Below are 18016 nucleotides of genomic sequence, written 5' to 3' on the forward strand. Positions count from 1 at the left end.
ATCATGACGAGACCCGAGCGGAACCACGACCACGGCAGCAGGTTCGGCGACCTGGTCGAGCGCATGAACGCCCGGCTGCGGCCCTACATCGGCGGCGCCCAGCTGGGGTTGAAGAACGAGGCCCCGGCGGTCGCGCCGCAGCACGGCGGCGTCTGCCCGCTCTGCGGTGCACCGATGGACGAGCACGTCGTCGACCGCACGGGCGTCCGCACCATGGTGCACTGCCCGGCGCCTCGGGCATGAGTGCCGCCGGCGTCGAGGACCCGCTCGAACTCGAGAGCCAGATCTGCTTCGCGCTCTCGGTCGCGTCGCGGGGCGTCGTGGCGGCCTACCGTCCGGTGCTCGAGCCTCTCGGGCTGACGCACCCGCAGTACCTCGTCATGCTGGCCCTCTGGCAGCACGCACCACTCTCGGGTCGTGAACTCAGCCGCCTGCTTCGGCTCGACCCGGGAACGCTCAGTCCACTGCTGAAGCGGCTCGAGGCCCAGGGGCTGTTGACCCGCGGGCGACGGGCCGACGACGAGCGGGCGCTGTCGATCGAGCTGACCCCGGCGGGTGCCGCCCTGAGGCGCGAGGCCGAGAGCATCCCCGGGCGCATGATGGCGCGGCTCGGGGTGACGCACGACGAGCTCGTCGTGCTGCACCGCACGATGACGAAGTTGATCGTCGCCGCCGACGCCGAGGGTGACTGAACCCGTCGGTCTCCAACGCGCCTCAGCGCAGCGGCGCGGGCACGGTCGCCGACCGCGACCACACGACGTCGACGGTGCGTCCGAGGACGCGGGTCGCGATCTCGCCCGCCAGCGCCTCGCGGAAGTGCGTCGCGGCCCGCTCGTCCGAGACGACGACGTCGACCCGCAGGCCCGCGAGCTCGTCGGTCACCAGGGCCGGGCCGTCGGCGAACCGGACGAGGTACTGGTGGTCCTTCACGGGCACGTTCTCGTAGTGGTCTCGGAGGCTCTTCTCGAGCAGGCGGACCGAGTGGATTCCGTCCTTCGGCTTCACGAGTGCGCTGAGCGAGATCATGCGTCGATGCTCCACCCCGGGGGCGACCGGGGCGTGAACGGGACGTGACGGGCGCCTGTGCGTCCACCGCGCCTCCTCGGTGTGTCGGCCGTGAGTGACGTGCGGGTGTGAGCGGCGTCCGGGACTGTCGCCCGGTCGAGCTGAGCCGTTCCCGACCGGCCGGAGGGTGCGGGACGTGCCGAACCCGACAGGCCGGAGGGTCCGGGACGTGCCGAACCCGACAAGGACGGCCGACGCGCCGTCTGGGAGGCGCATCGGGCGGCGTGTCGTGGTCGTGTGGTCGCGAAGTGCACAGCGGAAGAGAGGGGCCGGCCGGCATTCGGCGTGAGGGCGGGAGGCGCGGGTCAGGTCGCGGGGGAGCCGCCGGACTCGGCGACGAACTCGTCGACGGTCGTGTCGATCAGCCGCCACGAGCGGGAGAAGGCCTCGTCGGCGTCGCCGGCCCGGATCGCGAGGGCCAGGTCGAGGTGCAGCTCGGCCGCCGCGGGCGTGTAGTCGGTGATGGTGAAGCGGCGTTCTTCGGTCCGGGTGCGCAGCAGGGCCTCGACGGTCGAGGCGAAGTGGCCGATGACGTCGTTGCCCGAGCCGCGCAGCACGGCCGTGTGGAACTCGACGTCGGCCTCGAGGTAGGCGCGACCGTCACCGGACGCGGCGGCGGCGACCATGGTGCGGGCGGCGTCCTCGACGGCGGAGGCCTGGTCGGGGGTGAAGGCGAGCGCGCTCAGTCGGGCCGCGACCGGCTCGAGCCCGAGCCGCAGCTCGAGCAGTTCGCGCATCTGGACGAAGTACTCGGGACTGCGGCCGCGCCAGAGGATGATCTGCGGGTTCATGAGGTCCCACGAGGTGCGGGGGAGCACCTGCGTGCCGATGCGCTGACGCGGCTCGACCATGCCGAGCGACTGCAGCACGCGCAGGGCCTCGCGCAGCACCGAGCGGGACACCGTGAAGCGGACGGCCAGGTCGTCGAGGTTCAGGATGGAGCCCACGGCCAGTCGACCGTCGACGATCTCGCTTCCGAGGACGTCGACCACCCGGGCGTGCAGGCCGCGTTCTCGTGATGCTGCCAGGCCGGGGGTCATCGACGACTCCTTGATCGAGGGGGGTGGGCAGGCAGGTGGCGGGGTGGTGCCGACTGTGGCACACTCCATAAGTCTGATTATTCACACTAATCAGGTTCGTCCGTGGGACAAGACTGCCAGACATCCGTCCGGCGCCGACGGACGACAACCCCCCGGGCTCCGGCCCACGACGAAGAGGTCGCAGTGAAGCGTCCTCGGAAGGACGCGACGGAATGCACCTCCTCGCAGCGGCCACGGCCGCCCCCACGCCCTCGGGCACCGACGCGCAGTTGATCATCGCGGCCCTCGTGGGCATCGTCGTGATCGTCGGCCTCATCACCTGGCTCAAGGTCCACCCCTTCCTGGCGCTGCTGCTCGGCGCCGTCGGGGTCGGCATCGGCGCCGGCCTCGCCCCGGGCGACGCCGTCACGAGCTTCGGCACGGGCTTCGGATCGACCATGACGAGCGTCGGCATCCTGATCGGGCTCGGCGCGATGTTCGGCAAGCTGCTCAGCGACTCGGGCGGAGCGGACCGCATCGTCGACACCCTCATCTCGCGCTCGTCGCAGAAGGCGCTGCCCTGGGTGATGGCCCTGATCGGCGCGCTGATCGGCCTGCCGATGTTCTTCGAGGTCGGCCTCGTGCTGCTGATCCCCGTTATCGTGCTCGTCGCCCGCCGGTCGGGCCTGCCGCTCATGCGCATCGCGATCCCGGCGCTCGCCGGCCTCTCGGCGATGCACGCCCTCGTGCCCCCGCACCCCGGCCCGCTGCTCGCCGTCTCGACCGTGGGCGCCGACCTCGGCCTGACGCTCGGCCTCGGCGTGCTCGTCGCGATCCCCACGGTGATCGTCGCCGGCCCGCTGTTCTCGACGCTCGCCGCCAAGTGGGCGCCCGTGCCGGTCCCCGACCTCTTCGTCTCGAAGGAAGAGGACGGCGGCGAGGGCTCGGCCCGCAGGCGCCCGAGCTTCGTCAACGCCCTGATCGGCATCCTGTTGCCCGTCGTGCTCATGCTCGCGCGCTCGATCCGCGAGGCGGCGCTGCCCACGGCGACCGGCTCCTGGGTCGACCTGCTCGAGTTCCTCGGGACGCCGATGGTCGCGTTGACCGTCGCCGTGCTCTACGCGATGGTCTTCTACGCCCGCGCCGGGGGCATGGACAAGGCCGCCGTGTCGAAGACGCTCGGTTCGTCGCTGCCCGACGTCGCCGGCATCCTGCTCATCGTCGGCGCCGGTGGCGGGTTCAAGCAGGTCCTGATCGACACGGGCATCGGGACCGTGATCGGTGACGCGGTGTCGGAGTCGGGCGTGAGCGTCCTGCTCGTCGCCTGGGTGGTCGCGGCGCTCGTCCGCGTCGCCACCGGGTCGGCCACCGTCGCCACGGTCACGGCCGCCGGCATCATGGCCCCGCTCGCCGCCGACATGTCGACCCCCGAGGCGTCGTTGCTGGTGCTCGCCATCGGTGCGGGCTCGGTCTTCCTGTCGCACGTGAACGACGCCGGCTTCTGGCTGATCAAGGAGTACCTCGGCACCACGGTCGGCCAGAACTTCAGGACCTGGAGCCTGATGGAGTGCGTCCTCAGCCTCACGGCCCTCGCCGGGGTCATGCTCGCGAGCGTGTTCATCTGATGACCGTCCTCGAGAACGCGGACCGCGCCTCCTCGGCTGCCGCGCCGGATGCGGGAGGCGCGGTGCCGGCGGGCGGTCCGTACGCCGCCGACCCCGTGCTCGTCGTCATGGGCGTGTCGGGTTCGGGCAAGTCGACCGTCGCGGCCCTGCTCGCCGAGCGGCTCGGCTGGGACTCGTACGAGGGCGACGACCTGCATCCCGACGAGAACGTCGAGAAGATGGCGGCCGGCACCCCGCTCGACGACGACGACCGGGCACCCTGGCTCGACACGGTCTCGTCCTGGATCGTCGAACACGCCCTGGCGGGCGTGCCCGGCGTGATCACCTGCTCGGCGCTGAAACGGAAGTACCGCGACGTGCTGCGCGAGCACAACGTCGTCTTCGTCTACCTGCGCGGCAGCCGCGACCTGCTCGGCGACCGCATGGCCGCCCGCGAGGGCCACTTCATGCCGACCGCCCTGCTCGACTCGCAGGTCGCGACGCTCGAACCGCCCGAGGCCGACGAGCGGCACGTCGTGGTCGACGCCGGCCGGTCGCCCGAGGACGAGGCCGACGACGTGATCCGGGCGCTGGGGCTGACGCCGGTCGCCTGAGCCGATCCGCACCTCCTGCGGTCCGGCGCGTTCACCCGGTGGACGCCGGGGGTTCGCCGGGCCGCCACCCGCCCTGCCTAGGCTCGCGGCGTGCACCGGAGGCCGGGCGCGAAGGGCGGGACGATGTCGAGGGCGACGCAGGCGAGGCGGCTGCGGGCCGACCCGATGCGCCCCGTGCTCGACGGTCACGACGTGTGCCTCGACCCGCCGGCGACGGCGCAGGTCTGGCTCGGCACCGGGCTCGGCTTCAGCGAAATCGCGGTGCCCGGCGTGCGCCTGGCGCGGGGGGACGCCCTGATCGCCGTCGAGCTCGCCGCCGTCGGCCCGAACGAGGTGCACTCGCTCACCGGGCGGGGTGCGGCGTCCCTGCCCGTGGTGCCGGGCGGCTCGGCGGTCGGGCGGGTCGTCGAGGCCGACGAGCACGCGCGAGCACACGACGGCCGGCGGCTCCGGCCCGGCATGCGCGTGGTCTGGTCGCGCACGGTGGCCTGCGGGCGGTGCGTCCCGTGTCACCGGGGCCTGGCCTCGGCGTGCGTCTCGGGGGAGCGGTACGGCGAGGAGCGCACGCGGCGCAGCTGGCAGTTGTCCGGCACGGTCGCGAGCCACGTGCACCTGCGCCGGGGGACCACCGTGGTGGTCGTCACCGACGACGTACCCGCCGCCGTGCTCGCCCCGGTGGCGGGAGTCACCGCGACGGCCGCGGAGGTGCTGCACCGCGCCTCCTCGGTGCTCGGGCTGTCGGGGGTGCCGTCGCTCGCGGGGCAGGTCGTCGTCGTGTCGGGGGCGGGTGCCGTCGGACTGGTCGCGACGGCGGTGGCCACCGACGCCGGGGCGCGCGTCGTGGTCGTCGACCCCGAGGAGGCGCGGCGCGAGCGGTCGCGCGCGTTCGGCGCCGTCGCCGTGGCCGACCCCGCGGCGTCGACCGGGCCGCACGTCCTGTCTCGCGTGCTGGCGACGGTGGACCGGTCGGGGCGTCACCGCACGGTCGGGCTCGCGTTCGACGGGGTCGCCGGGGCGTCGACCCTGGTCGGACGGATGGCCGTCGGGGGAGTCGTGGTGCTGGCGGGGGCGGCAGCGGTGGCGGCGGGCGGTCGGGAGGTGGGCGTGAGCGGCGCCCAGCTGGTCGAGGAGCTCGTCACGGTCGTCGGCGTGCGCGACGCCGAGCCCGCGCGGCTGGATGCGGCCGTGGCGTGGGCGTCCGAGGCGTGGCGGCGGTGGCCGCTCGAGTCGCTCGTCGGCAGGACGATCCCGCTGGCCGAGGTGGGCGAGGCGCTCGCCGCGGCGGGCGCGGACGACGGGGTGGTCGGCGTCGGCGGCGTGTCTGGCTGATCCGAGGACCAGTCTGGGATGCCGGTCGGTTGTCCACGGCGCGGGCTTCTCCGAGGTGACGTGGTCAGCCCCAGACGGGGGGACAAGAGATGCCTCGAAATGAGTTATCGTCATCACGGCTCTCACCCGAACGAGCCGTCACCCCGCTGGACAGGAATCCTCGATGACGAACGTCACCCCGCCCTCCTCCGACGCTCGATCGCGCAGATTCCGCCCGCGATACGTGGGATACGCCCTGGTCGTGCTCGCCTTGTTGCTCGGACTCGTCTCGTCGGGTCTGAGTGGCCTGCTCATCATGGCCGGCCTCCTCGGCGCAGGCTTCGCTCTCTACACCGTCGTCAGCGGTCGCAAGGGCCTCCTCGGCTTCGCCTCGCGAGGCGTCGGCGCCCTTGCCGTCCTCGGCGCTGTCGTGGTGCTGGTGGTGGGTGCCGTCGTTGCTCCCGCACCGGCGAGCGAGCCGAGCACCGCCGCCGGTGACGCCCCGTCGGCGGCCGGTTTCGCCGACGCCTCACAAGCCGAGGCCGATCGGGCCGAGCGGATGGAGCGTGCCGAAGAGGCAGCCGAGATCGAGAAGGACACCCGAGCCAGCCTCGAGGCGGACCGTGCCGAGGCCGAGGCAGCCGAGGCCGCACGCGTGGCGGCGGAGCAGGCGGCAGCGGAACAGGCGGCGGCGGAGCAGGCCGCCGCGGCCGCAGCTGCCCAGGCTGAGGCCGAGCGTGTCGCGGCGGAGCAGGTCGCCGCCGCCCAGGCCGAAGCCGACCGGGTGGCCGCGGCCCAAGCGGCAGCTGCCGCTGCGGCACAGGCGCCGGCCCGTCCGACGTCCACCTACTACGCCAACTGCACGGCGGCTCGAGCTGCGGGGGCCGCGCCGGTCCGTGTCGGTGACCCGGGCTACGCCAGCCACCTCGATCGCGACGGAGACGGCATCGGCTGCGAGTGAGCTAGCGCTCGGCGTCAGGAGGCGCGGCTCAGCCGGTACAGGACGTGGGGCCGCAGCGCGTGGCCGGGCGGCAGCGCGGGGTGCTCGAAGTCGTCGGCGGGGTCGTGCGTCATGCCGAGGCGGAGCATCACGCGGCGGGACGGTTCGTTGACCGCCGCCGTGAAGCTGATCAGGGCGGGCAGGTCGGCGCCGGACGGGTCGAACGCGAACCGGACGGCCTCGCGGGCGGCTTCGGTGGCGAAGCCCCGACCCCAGGCCTGACGGGCGAGCCGCCAACCGATCTCGACCTGCCCCAGGAGCGCGGGGTCGAACGAGGGGCGGGACAGCCCGACGAAGCCGACGAAGGCACCCGTGTCGCGACGCTCGACTGCCCACAGTCCGAGGCCGTCCGTCTCGATCGCGGCGTCGAGCCGGTCGACCATGCCGTCGCTCTCGGCGCGCGTGCGGGTCGAGGGGAAGTACCTCATCACCTCGGGGTCGGCGTTGAGGGCCGCGAACGGCTCGCGGTCGGACTCGTGCCAGCGGCGCAGCAGCAGGCGGTCGGTGGTGAGCACCCCGCGACGCTAGCAGCGGGTGCACGCCGGCGACGCAGCTCCGACGGGACGAAGAACCCCGTTCCGAACGATGAACCCCGAAGGAACGGGGTGCATCGCTCGGAACGGGGTTCGAGGGGAGGCGCGGTGCGGCGGAGCGCGTCAGCGGCGGTCGCGCGGGCGACGCAGCCGCAGGGCGATCCCGAGCGCCACGATCAGGAACGCCGCGAGGGCGATGCCGATCCACTCGCCCGAGCCGGTCCAGGCGAGCCCGGCCGGCGACGCCACGACGGTGCCGCCCGAGCCGGAACCCGAGCCGGAACCCGAGCCCGAGCCGCTGCCCGGCCCGCCACCACCCGGCGTGCCGGGCGTGCCGGCACCGGGGGTCCCGCCACCCGGCGTCCCGGGGTCGCCCGGCGCCGCCGCGGCGAGCACCGTCAGGGTGGCCCGGGCGAGCTGCCCCGTCCCCTCGAGCTCGACGACGTGCGCGCCCGGCTCGAGGTCGGCCGGCACGACGAACCGCAGCACGCCGACGCCGGCCGCCGTGGCCGTCGTGGCGCCGATCGACTGTGGCTCCGAGAACACGGTGCCCGCGAGGTCCTCGCCGGCGACGAAGCCGGTCGCCGTGATCGACACCGTGTCGCCCGGGCGGGCGGTCGCGGGGTCGAGCGTGCCGGGCACGACGTCCTTCGTCGGTTCGACGACACCCAGGTCGATGCCGAGCACCGAGGCGAACCGGGCGAGCGCCACGTCGGGCAGCCCGCGCTGCAGCGCGTTCTCGGCGTCGGCCGTCAGGGCCGCCGATCCGTCGACCGCCGTGCCGTCGACCATCGCCTGCTGGGCGAGGTCGCGCGCGACCGACACGAGGTCGTCGGCCGTGGCCATCGTGCCCAGGTCGGTCCCGGCGAACGGGGTGACCGCGGCGAGCAGGAGGCGCAGCGCGGCGGCGGCGTCCGTCACCGCACCGTCGCCGTCCCACACGTCGGCGTCGAGCACGGCCTGCACCGCGGCACGGGACGCGCCCTCGGGCAGGGAGGCGACCAGCGCCTCCAGACGCTCGCGGGCACCGTCGGTGCGCAGACCCCAGCCGTACGGGTAGAGCGGTTCGTAGTCGGCGTCGCCGACGTTGATCGGCACCTGGTCGGCACGGGCCGCCCAGGTCACGGGCAGGCGCCCGGTGAAGGGCCGGTCGCCGAACAGCACGTCGGCGACGCCGGCGCCCTCGGAGCCCGGCAGCGACGATGCCACGACCGCGTCGGCCACGCTCACGACGTCGCCCAGCAGTTGCGGGCGGCCCGAGACGACCAGCACCACGCACGACTCGGTGGCGGCGCAGACCTCGTCCACGATCGCCTGGTCCGAGGCCGTCAGCGACAGGCTCGAACCGTTGTTCGGCACGTCGCCCTGGCCCTCGGCGTACGGACGTTCGCCGACCACGACGACGCCGGTCTGACCGGCGCCGATCGGTGCCGAGGCGTCGGGGCTCAGCGTGACCGACGCCTCGGGCGCGACCTCGCGGATGCCCTCGGCGATGCTCGTGCCGGTCGTCGTGTCACCCGATCCGCCCTGCCAGCTGATCGTCCAGCCGCCCATCTGGCGGCCGAGGTCGTCGGCGCTGGAGCCGGCCACGTACAGGTCGGCGCCCGCGGCCAACGGCAGCGCGCCTCCGGCGTTCTTCAGCAGCACCTGCGACTCGCCGGCGGCCTGACGGGCGACGGCGCGGTTCTCGGCCGAGCCGACGCCGTCGACGTTGGTGCGGTCGGCGAACGGCTGCTCGAACAGGTTGAGGTCGAACTTCTGCGTGAGGATGCGACGCACGGCGTCGTCGACCCGCGACTCGGCCACGTCGCCCGAGCGGACGGCCGCCACGATCGCGTCGATGAACGCGCCGTAGTTGTACGGCGCCATCGCCATGTCGAGCCCGGCGTTCACCGAGCGCACGGCCTTGTCGGCGTAGCTGCCGCCGGGCAGCTTGTCGATGCCCTCCCAGTCGCTGATCAGGAAGCCCTGGAACCCCAGGTCGCCCTTCAGCAGGTCGTTGTTCAGTGCCGCGTTCTCGTGCATGCGCACGGGCCCGTCGCCCAGGTCGACCGCCGAGTACGACGGCATGATCGTGCCCACGCCCGCCTCGAGGGCCGGCAGGTACGGGTCGACGTGCAGCCGGGTGAAGTCCTCGAGCGAGTCGGCGTTCGTGACGCCCTGGTCGATCGGGTACGCACCCGTGCCGGCCACGGACTCGTCGTAGCTCGTGCCGCCGTCGCCGGCCCAGTGCTTGGCCGTGGCCAGCACCTCGTCGGCGCCGCCGATGTCGGTCGGGTCCTCGCCCTGCAGGCCGATCACCGACGGGGCCGCGAAGGTGCGCACCAGGTCGGGGTCCTCGCCGAACGACTCGTAGCTGCGGCCCCACCGCTCGTCGCGCGAGACGCAGAGGCAGGGGGCGAAGGTCCACGGCACGCCGGTCGCCCGCACCTCGGTCGCGGTGACCTCGGCGATGCGCTCGACCAGGGCCGGGTCACGGGTCGCGCCGAGGCCGGTGTTGTGCGGGAAGATCGTCGCGCCGACCACGTTGCTGTGGCCGTGCACGGCGTCCACGCCGTAGACCATCGGGATCTGCAGCCGCGTCGACAGCGCCTCGCGCTGGTACGCGTCGACCATGTCGGCCCATGCCACCGCGGTGTTGCCCTCGGGCACCGAGCCGCCACCGCTCAGCAGCGAGCCGAGCGCGCGTCCGCTGACGTCCTGGGGCGACGACAGGCCGAGCCGCTCGGCCTGCGCCATCTGCCCCACCTTCTCGTCGAGCGTCATGCGGCCGAGCAGGTCGGCGACGCGGTCGGCCGTCGGCAGCGACGGGTCGAGGTACGGCAGGTCGTGCGCGCCGATCACGACGCGCGGACCGTCGCCCACCTTCGCCGTGGTCGACGCCAGCGAGACCGCGAACTCCTTCGACTCGGCGGCCCCCGAGGAGGCGCGGGTCGACACGGTCACGGACTGCGCCGTCCCCGAGGCGGTCCCCGCCGCGAAGGTCACGGTGCCCGAGGCCGCGTCGTAGTCGGTGCCCTCGACGGCCGTGCCGTCGGCGGTCGACCAGTCGACCGACACGTCCGACGCCAGGGGCTCGTCACCGGCCGTCGTCACCGTCAGCGGGATCTCGGCCGAGCCGCCCGCGTCGACGAGGTAGACGTCCTGCGACGGGTCGACCGTGACGGACGCGGCGCTCGCCGGGGTGCCGTAGAGCTGCGTGTCGTCGATGGCGTAGCCGACCGGGGCGGGCGTGCCCGGCGTGAAGGTGAACGAGTAGCCGAACGCGCTCGTCAGGTCGAGCGTGCCGTTCGTCGTCGCCGCGTCGCCCGGCTGGTAGCCCGACGGGGTGAAGGCCGAGAAGGGCAGTTCGACGAGCTTCCAGCGGCTGGTGCTGCTGCCCCAGTTGTCCTTGAAGGTCGTCGCCCAGAGCTCGCTGGTCTCGGCGGTGTCGCCGCCGGCCGGGTCGCCGTCCTTGATCTCGACCTTGATGTCGGCACCCGCCGTCGGTGAGGCCGGGTTGTTCGCCTGCGAGGCGTACCACCAGAAGCGCAGCCCCTGGTAGCTCGACCAGTCCTGGCTGTCGGCCAGGTTGTGGCTGAACCCGCCGTAGCCGCCGGCGGGGATCGACGAGGTGCCGCTCAACACGTGGTTGTCGGCACGGCCGTCGCGCTCCTGCACGGTGACGTCGCGGCTGATCGTGGGCTCGAGCGGGGCGGGGGAGCCCCAGGTGAAGAAGCCGACCGGGTCGGTGGTCGTGCCGAGCGGCACGTCGCCCTCGAAGTCCTCGATCATCGTCGCGCGCTCGAACAGCGCGACGTCGTCGAACTGCCAGGTGCCCGCGCCGAGGGGGGTCAGGGTGACGGCGAAGCCGGTCGAGGCCGACGGGTCGAAGCGCAGGTCGCTCGTCGGCTGACCCTTCTGCCGCAGGTCGGCGAACAGCACGCTGACCTGCTTCCAGTCGGCGCTGTCGTCGACGACGGTCTGCTCGAACAGGGCGCCGTCGCCGTTCTTCAGCTCGTAGCGGAGGGGCAGGCCCGAGGCGGTGCCCTTGAACCAGAACGAGAAGCCGTCGTGGTCGCTCCAATCGGTGGCGGGGACGTCGTGCGAGAACCCGAACCAGCTCTCGGCGGTGGTCGGGCCGGCGACGGTGGCGCGCAGGGCCTGGTCGCCCGTCGCTCCCTCGCGCTGCGCCTCCACGGTGTCGAGCGCCGGGGTGACGGCGGGGCTCTGGCCCCAGCCGAAGTAGCCGGCCGGAACGCCGCCCTCGAAGTCGTCGAGCACGGTCGTCGCGCCGACGTTCGGCAGGGCGCCCGTCGGGGTGAGCGTCACGGTGAGGGTGGCGCGCGTGCCGACGACGGTCGGGTCGCTCGGCTCGGACGCCGTCAGCTCGACGGACTTGCGAGGCGTGAGGGCGCCCGTCGAGGTCGTGACGAGGTCCACGGAGGCGCTGGTCTCGCCGGGTGCGAAGGTGACGGTCTCGTCGAGGGCCGCGTAGTCGGTGCCCGCCGTGGCCGTGCCGCCGGTGGAGCGCACGCGGACCGTGACCGGCTCGTCGCTCGGACCGGTCAGGCTGAGGCCGGCGGTCAGGGTCTGGCCGGCCGCGACGGTCGCGGTCGACCGATCGAAGGTGACCGAGCGGGTCTCGGCCTCGCCGAAGACCTGCAGGCCGAAGGTCGAGTAGCCGTAGAAGTGGGGGCGGGCCGGGTCCCAGGTCGCCGCCGAGCGCTGCAGCATGCTGACCCGGACGTAGCGGGCGTCGGTCGGGGTGGACAGCGTGACGTCGTCGCGCCCGCCGTCGCTCGTGACGGTCTGTGCCGTGGTCCAGCTCGCGGGCAGGGTCGGATCGCCCGACGTGACGTCGACCGTGTAGTCGGTCGCGTACGAGGACTCCCAGTCGAGGCCGATCGCGTCGACGCGGGCGGTGCCGCCGAGGTCGACGATCACCGACGCGGTGAACTCGACGTCCTCGTCGGGGCCGTTGCCGCTGGCCCAGCGGGTCGCCGGGTCGCCGTCGATCAGGGCCTCGGCGGGGAACGTGCCGTCTCCGTCGGCCTGGCTCGCCGAGGCGGTCACCGTGCCGAAGCGGGCGAGGTCGACCGGCGCGGCCTGCGCGGCGATCGCGGGCAGGCCGCTGAGCAGCAGGGCCGCGGCGGCCGTCCCGGCGGCGAGCGCGAGACCGCGGCGCGGACGGCGCGGGGCTCGCGACCGGGGGGTCGAGGAGGAGCGGGCAGGGGCAGCGGACACGATTACTCTCTTGTAATCACGGCTGTCTCACGACAGAGCTGGAGCCACCCCCGAACGAGGGCGGCTCACGTCTGGCTCATCGTAGGGTCACAGGCGGCTCAGGGGCAATGGGTGGCTCCGGGGCTCGGTGGCGGACCCGTCAGGCCGACGCGGCGCCGGGGGTCCGGCCGCTCGCTGCTCGGGCCCGGGCGGTGTCGCTGCGCGGACCGACCGGCACCGACCTGGTCGCCCGGGCCAGCCCCGCCGGCGCCGTGCCGACGTACATGCTCTCGGCGCGCTCGACCACGAAGGTCTCGTGCCAGATGCCGACGGCCCCGGGGGCCTTGCGTGCCCGACGATTGAACGCCGTCCAGGCCGGCCGGTGCGCCTGCTGGGGCGAGCTGGCATAGGCGTAGAGCTTCTCGAGCGAGGTCCAGTACTGAACCAGCACCGGCCCGCCACGTCCGAGCGTCAGCCTCATGCCCGCGAGCCCGCTCTCGGGATCACGGAACAACTCGGTGAGCATCGGTCCCATCGCCGCGAACACCGGCCCCCACTGGTCGGGCCGCCACCAGCGGTTGACGGTCATGCCGATCAGGAAGACGACGAGCTCGCCGTCGTGCTCGTGCGTGGTGCGGCCCGGGTTGACTCTCGACATGATGTCTCCTTAGATGGATAGTGGCGCTCTCCAATATTGGAGAGTCGCGCTATCCAATGTCAAGGGGCAGTCCGTGCGCATCTCCCAGCTCGCCGAGACGACCGGGGTGCCGGTCGCCACGATCAAGTACTACCTGCGCGAGGGGCTGCTGCCCGAGGGCGAGCGCACCAGCGCCACGCAGGCCCGGTACGGCGACGACCACGTGCGCCGGCTGCGGCTCGTCCGGGCGTTGCTCGGCGCGGGTGGGCTCAGCGTCGCCGGCGCGCGCGCCGTCCTCGGGCAGCTCGACGGTGAGCACGAGACGGTCGCCGAGGTGCTCGGCGTCGCCCAGTCGGCCGTCACGACGACGGCCCCCGAAGGCGTCGACCTGACGCGGGCCGAAGCGCTCGTGGCCGGGTGGGGGTGGATGACCGACCCGGGGTCGGCCGACGTGCTCGCCGCCCTCGAGGTCGCGGTCGACGGACTCGAGGCCGCAGGGTTCGAGCTGCCCGACGGGACGCTCGACGGCTACGCGCGGTCGATGGCCGAGGTGGCCGAGGCCGAGATCGCGGGCATCCCGGTCGATTCGGTGGACGCCGCGGTGCAGTACGTCGTGCTCGGCACCGTGTTGGTCGAGCCGCTCCTGCTCGCCCTGCGCCGCCTGGCCCAGCAGGACGCGTCCTGGCGCCGCTTCGGGCCCTGACGCCGCGCCTCCTGCTGGTCGCGTCCGGCTGGCCGCCTCGCGCCCGCGCCCTCAGGAGGCGCGGGTACGGTCGCGCAGACCGACGAACGACACCAGCGCGCTCACCCCGAGCAGCACGGCGACCACGATCACGACGCGATGGAACCCGCCCACCGTGAGCGCGCCTCCGGCGATGACTCCGAGGAACGCGACGGCGACGAGCCCCGCCACGCGCGAGATCGCGTTGTTGACGGCGGAGGCGATGCCCGACTGCGCCGCCGGGATCTGCGACAGCACCGTCGAGGTGAGCGGAGCCACGGTCACCGACAGGCCGAAGCCGAAGAGGACCACGCCGGGCACGACCTGCCACCACACGTCGATCGGATCGGCGACCAGCAGCATCCAGAGGAACCCGCTCGCCGTGATCAGCGGCCCGACCGTCATGAACGGGCGCGGGCCGTGGGTGGCGGCGAGCGTGCCGAACAGGGTCGAGAACAGGAGCGACACGATCGTCGTCGGCAGGGTGACGAGCCCGGCCAGGGTCGCCGTCAGACCCGCCAGCTCCTGCACCACCAGCGGGATGGTCAGCGTGCCGAGGCTGAGGGCCGCGTAGATGCCGACCGTGGCCAGGTTGCCGACCGAGAACGACCGGGTGCGGAAGAGCGTGAGGGGCATCATCGGCGCCGGGGCCCGGCGCTCCCACCAGACGAAGGCGGCGAGCGCGGCGAGGCCGACCACGAGCGGCAGCACGACGTACCAGGTGCCGAACCCGACCCGCTGACCCTCGATGAGCGCGAAGACCGGTCCGGCGAGGCCCACCGCGGCCAGCACGGCGCCCACGACGTCGACCCGCGGGGGAGCACCGTCGCGCCCTCGGTGGGTGTCGCCGGGCAGGCGGCTCATCAGCACGAGGGTGAGGACGACCGGCACGACGACGACCGCGAACACCCAGCGCCAGCCGAGCGTGTCGACGAGTGCGCCGCCGGTCAGCGGGCCGATCAGGAACGCGACGCCGGTCCAGGCCGTCCAGCTGCCGATGGCCTTGCCCTGCGCGGGGCCGCTGAAGGTCGAGGTGATGAGGGCGAGGCTGCTCGGCACGAGGAGGGCCGCGGTCACGCCCTGCAGGGCCCGGGCGGCGATCAGCAGGCCCGGGTCGGGGGCGAGGGCGGCGAGCACGCTCGTCACGGCGAACCCGATCAGCCCCGCGCGCAGCACCCGCACGCGGCCGAACGTGTCGCTGAGCGAGCCCGCCACGAGCATGAGCGACCCGAGCGTCAGCAGGTAGGCGTCGACCACCCACTGCTGCAGGGCGAGGCCGGCACCGTCATCGCCGGCCGTCGCGGCGCCGCCGGCCGTGCCGCTGCCGAGTTCGCGCGCGATCGCGGGCAGGGCCACCGTGACGATGGACCCGTCGAGGAACGCCACGAACGAGGCCAGCACGGCGACGACGAGCACGACCCGCCGCCCGCGCAGGGTCGCGGCGTCACTCGGGGCCGGGGGAGGTGTGCTCATGCTGCACTCAACACCCGGGCGGCCCCGAGCGACACCCCGCTGTCCCCATGTCCCGCCACGTGATGAACACGCCGCCACGCGATCGGGTGGCGGCGTGTTCACTTCGTGGCGGTGTGGCGGTGTGGCGGCAGGAGGCGCGGGCCGGGTCTCGCAGGCCGCCCGCCGCCCGACGGCCTTGCCTCACCCCTCGCGGACGACGTCGTCCGGCGACTTGTCGGGCCGCCACCCCCGCCAGCTCGGCTGCCGCAGCCTGCCGGTCGAGGTCCACTCGGCGATCGACACCTCGCCCACCCGCGACGGGGTGACCCAGTGCGCGTCGCGCGCGTCGACGGCCGGCACGCCCACCAGGGGGCTCGTCTTCCGCTCGGCGGCCCGCAACGACGGCAGCAGCTCGTCGAGCTCGCGGTCGGTGAACCCGGTGCCGACCCGGCCGACGTAGTGCAGCCCGTCCTCGCCCGGCACGCCCATCAGCAGCGAGCCGACGCCGTCCGCCCGCCGACCCGCACCGGGGCGCCAGCCCGCGATCACGACCTCCTGCGTCTGGTGGTGCTTCATCTTGATCCAGGCGTGCGAACGGCGGCCGGCGCTGTAGGTCGCGTCGCGCCGCTTCGCGACTACGCCCTCGAGGCGGAGGCGCTTCGAGGTCGCGACCGCCGCCTCCAGGTCCCCGTCGAACGCCGGGGGCACGTCGACGGCTCCGCCGCTCTCGACGATCCGCTCGAGCACCTCGCGCCGGTCGTCGTACTCGTCCTTGACGAGCGAGCGCCCCTCGGCCCGCATGACGTCGAAGAGCAGCAGCTTGACCGGCGCGCCTCGGGCGGCCCGGGCCACGTCGCGGGGCCGCGTCAGCCCCATGCGCGTCTGGAGCAGCCCGAAGTCGGGGCGACCCTTCTCGTCGACGGCCACGATCTCTCCGTCGAGCACCGCGCCTCCTTCGCCGTCGACCCGCTCGGCCAGCACCTGCAGCTCGGGGTAGGCCGGGGTCAGGTCGTTGCCGTTGCGGCTGGTCAGCGTGACGGCGCCGTCGTGGACGACGGCCACGGCGCGGATGCCGTCCCACTTCATCTCGAACGCCCACGCGCCCTCGACCACGTCGTGTGCGTCGCCCGTCGTCGCCAGCATCGGCGCGACCGGGTCGGGTGCCGGGAACTCCTGCTTCGCGTCGCGAGCCGAGGAGGCGCGGCCCGACTTCTCGGGGGACCCGCCGGTCGCGCGTGACGCGCGTGAGGATTTGCCGACACGCGACCCCGCGCCGTGGCCGCCGTGCGCGTGGCCGTCGGCGTCGTCCTTCATGCGGTGGATCAGCCAGTTCGACTCGGCCCGCCCGCCGCCGTGCCCGGTGTGGATCAGCGCGACGCGTCGGGTGCCGCGCTGCTCGCCGTGCAGCACGACGATCACCTCCTTGCCCTCGCGCCACTTCTCGAGCTCGTACTCGCCGGAGTCCCAGATGGTCACCTCGCCGGCGCCGTACTCGCCCTTGGCGATCGTGCCCTCGAAGGTGCCGTACTCGAGCGGGTGGTCCTCGGTCTGCACGGCGAGGTGGTTCGTGCCCGGGTCGTCGGGCTCTCCCTTGGGCAGCGCCCAGCTGACCAACACGCCGTCGTGCTCGAGGCGGAAGTCCCAGTGCAGCGAGCTGGCGTGGTGCTCCTGGATGACGAAGCTCGTGCCGTCGGTCGAGGCCGGGGCCTCGGCGGGCACCGGTTCGGCGGTCTTCGACGCGTCACGCTTCGAGCGGTAGACCTCGAGGCGGTCGCGCACCTTCTCGGACGGGTCGTGGTCGGGGGCCTCGGTGTTGCGGAAGTCCTCGCCCAGCTCGCCCGTCGGCACCGGCACGTGCGCCGACACGTCGGCCAGAGGGTCGCCGCGGCGCTTCAGGCGCGAGAGCACGTCGGTGTACTCGAGCTGTGCCAGCGTCTTCGACGCGAGCTCGCGCCAGGTACGAGGCATCGCGACGGTCGGCCGGGACCGACCGCGCAGCGAGTACGGGGCGACCGTCGTCTTGTTGCCGTTGTTCTGCGACCAGTCGAGCAGCACCTTGCCCCGACGGTCGGCCTTGCCCATGGTGCTGAGCACGAGGTCGGGGTGATCGGCCTCCATCGCACGGGCCAGCTCGTGGGCGACCTCGCCGACCTGGGCGCTGGTCTGCCTCCCGTCGAGCCGGGCGTACAGGTGCACGCCCTTGCTGCCGCTCGTCACGGGCATCAGCTCGAGCCCCATGCCCTCGACGATCGGCTTCAGCAGCTGCGCCACGGCGACGCACTCGGCGAGACCGACGCCTTCGCCCGGGTCGAGGTCGAGCACCAGCCGGTCGGGGTTGCGCTGCGCCCCCTTCGGGCCGAACCGCCACTGCGGCACGTGCACCTCGAGCGCGGCGACCTGAGCCAGCCAGGTGAGCGTCGCGACGTCGTTCACCATCGGGTAGACGTTGGCGTGGTCCTTGTGTTCGATGGTGTGCCGGGCGACCCAGTCGGGTGCCGAGTCGGGCAGGTTCTTCTCGAAGAACACCTCGCCGTCGACGCCGTTCACCCAGCGCTTGCGGGTCGCCGGCCGGCCCTCGACGTGCGGCAGCATCCACTCGGCGACGGCGGCGTAGTAGCCCAGCACGTCGGCCTTGGTCGTGCCCGCGTCGGGGTAGAGCACCTTGTCGAGGTTCGTCAGCTGCAGCCGGTGCCCGCCGACCTCGACCGTCTCGCCGCGTCCCTTGCCCGCCATCGCACGCCTCCTCGTGTCGTCCGTCTCACGTTCGTTCTACCCGGCTGCGGCGGGTCCGTGTCGTCCGCGGCGGGTCCGCGCCGACCCGCTGCACGGCGGCAACCCGCCGCATCGACCACGGCCCG

General features: G+C 73.5%; 14 protein-coding genes. 7 read left to right on the top strand and 7 right to left on the bottom strand.

What is annotated here, in order from left to right; genetic code table 11:
- Together ASE87_RS06720 and ASE87_RS06725 are read left to right on the top strand one after the other, a co-directional pair.
- Window positions 1-243: hypothetical protein (locus tag ASE87_RS06720; protein WP_235472229.1), on the top strand; the 243-nt coding region annotated here is incomplete at its 5' end.
- Window positions 240-692, top strand: coding sequence for a MarR family winged helix-turn-helix transcriptional regulator (locus ASE87_RS06725; protein WP_056227025.1), 453 nt, complete (start codon window positions 240-242; stop codon window positions 690-692). The genes ASE87_RS06720 and ASE87_RS06725, both read left to right, overlap by 4 nt.
- A 22-nt stretch (window positions 693-714) precedes the next feature.
- Here the strand turns inward: ASE87_RS06725 and ASE87_RS06730 are convergent, their stop codons facing one another.
- Together ASE87_RS06730 and ASE87_RS06735 are read right to left on the bottom strand one after the other, a co-directional pair.
- Window positions 715-1026: a hypothetical protein gene (locus ASE87_RS06730; RefSeq protein ID WP_043596011.1), complete on the bottom strand. Its 312-nt coding sequence runs from the start codon at window positions 1024-1026 to the stop codon at window positions 715-717.
- 344 nt (window positions 1027-1370) lie between these two features.
- On the bottom strand, window positions 1371-2105 hold the full coding sequence (locus ASE87_RS06735) for a FadR/GntR family transcriptional regulator (RefSeq protein ID WP_162235868.1): 735 nt from the start codon (window positions 2103-2105) through the stop codon (window positions 1371-1373).
- Between the two features lie 212 nt (window positions 2106-2317).
- Here ASE87_RS06735 and ASE87_RS06740 point away from each other — a divergent pair, with 212 nt between their 5' ends.
- From ASE87_RS06740 to ASE87_RS16660, 4 genes are all read left to right on the top strand, one after another.
- The gene (locus ASE87_RS06740) at window positions 2318-3709 is read left to right on the top strand and encodes a GntP family permease (protein WP_056048264.1); all 1392 of its coding nucleotides are present in this window, start codon (window positions 2318-2320) and stop codon (window positions 3707-3709) included.
- Window positions 3709-4302 (top strand): gluconokinase, encoded by a 594-nt coding sequence (locus ASE87_RS06745; RefSeq protein WP_082452443.1) that lies wholly within the window; start codon window positions 3709-3711, stop codon window positions 4300-4302. The genes ASE87_RS06740 and ASE87_RS06745 overlap by 1 nt, the downstream gene beginning before the upstream one ends.
- 123 nt (window positions 4303-4425) lie before the next feature.
- Window positions 4426-5631, top strand: a complete 1206-nt coding sequence (locus ASE87_RS06750) for an alcohol dehydrogenase catalytic domain-containing protein (RefSeq protein ID WP_082452444.1) — start codon at window positions 4426-4428, stop codon at window positions 5629-5631.
- 163 nt (window positions 5632-5794) lie between these two features.
- Window positions 5795-6571 carry an excalibur calcium-binding domain-containing protein gene (locus ASE87_RS16660; RefSeq protein WP_157489726.1) on the top strand — a complete coding sequence of 259 codons (777 nt, stop codon included), beginning with the start codon at window positions 5795-5797 and terminating at the stop codon, window positions 6569-6571.
- A gap of 14 nt (window positions 6572-6585) precedes the next feature.
- Here ASE87_RS16660 and ASE87_RS06760 read toward each other — a convergent pair whose 3' ends face one another.
- From ASE87_RS06760 to ASE87_RS06770, 3 genes are all read right to left on the bottom strand, one after another.
- Window positions 6586-7125 carry a GNAT family N-acetyltransferase gene (locus ASE87_RS06760; protein ID WP_056227034.1) on the bottom strand — a complete coding sequence of 180 codons (540 nt, stop codon included), beginning with the start codon at window positions 7123-7125 and terminating at the stop codon, window positions 6586-6588.
- Window positions 7126-7266: 141 nt separating this feature from the next.
- Window positions 7267-12369 carry a glycoside hydrolase family 3 N-terminal domain-containing protein gene (locus tag ASE87_RS06765; protein ID WP_056227036.1) on the bottom strand — a complete coding sequence of 1701 codons (5103 nt, stop codon included), beginning with the start codon at window positions 12367-12369 and terminating at the stop codon, window positions 7267-7269.
- Between the two features lie 139 nt (window positions 12370-12508).
- Window positions 12509-13006 carry a DUF4188 domain-containing protein gene (locus tag ASE87_RS06770; protein ID WP_043594226.1) on the bottom strand — a complete coding sequence of 166 codons (498 nt, stop codon included), beginning with the start codon at window positions 13004-13006 and terminating at the stop codon, window positions 12509-12511.
- 73 nt (window positions 13007-13079) lie between these two features.
- On the opposite strand from ASE87_RS06770, the gene ASE87_RS06775 reads away from it, so the two are divergent.
- Complete coding sequence (locus ASE87_RS06775) at window positions 13080-13688, top strand: MerR family transcriptional regulator (protein WP_056227037.1); 609 nt, start codon at window positions 13080-13082, stop codon at window positions 13686-13688.
- A gap of 51 nt (window positions 13689-13739) precedes the next feature.
- Here ASE87_RS06775 and ASE87_RS06780 read toward each other — a convergent pair whose 3' ends face one another.
- Window positions 13740-15179, bottom strand: a complete 1440-nt coding sequence (locus ASE87_RS06780; RefSeq protein WP_056227039.1) for an MFS transporter — start codon at window positions 15177-15179, stop codon at window positions 13740-13742.
- A gap of 180 nt (window positions 15180-15359) precedes the next feature.
- Window positions 15360-17891 carry an ATP-dependent DNA ligase gene (locus ASE87_RS06785; RefSeq protein ID WP_056227042.1) on the bottom strand — a complete coding sequence of 844 codons (2532 nt, stop codon included), beginning with the start codon at window positions 17889-17891 and terminating at the stop codon, window positions 15360-15362.
- Window positions 17892-18016 lie beyond the last annotated feature (125 nt).

Source organism: Frigoribacterium sp. Leaf44 (assembly GCF_001421865.1).
GTDB lineage: Bacteria > Actinomycetota > Actinomycetes > Actinomycetales > Microbacteriaceae > Frigoribacterium.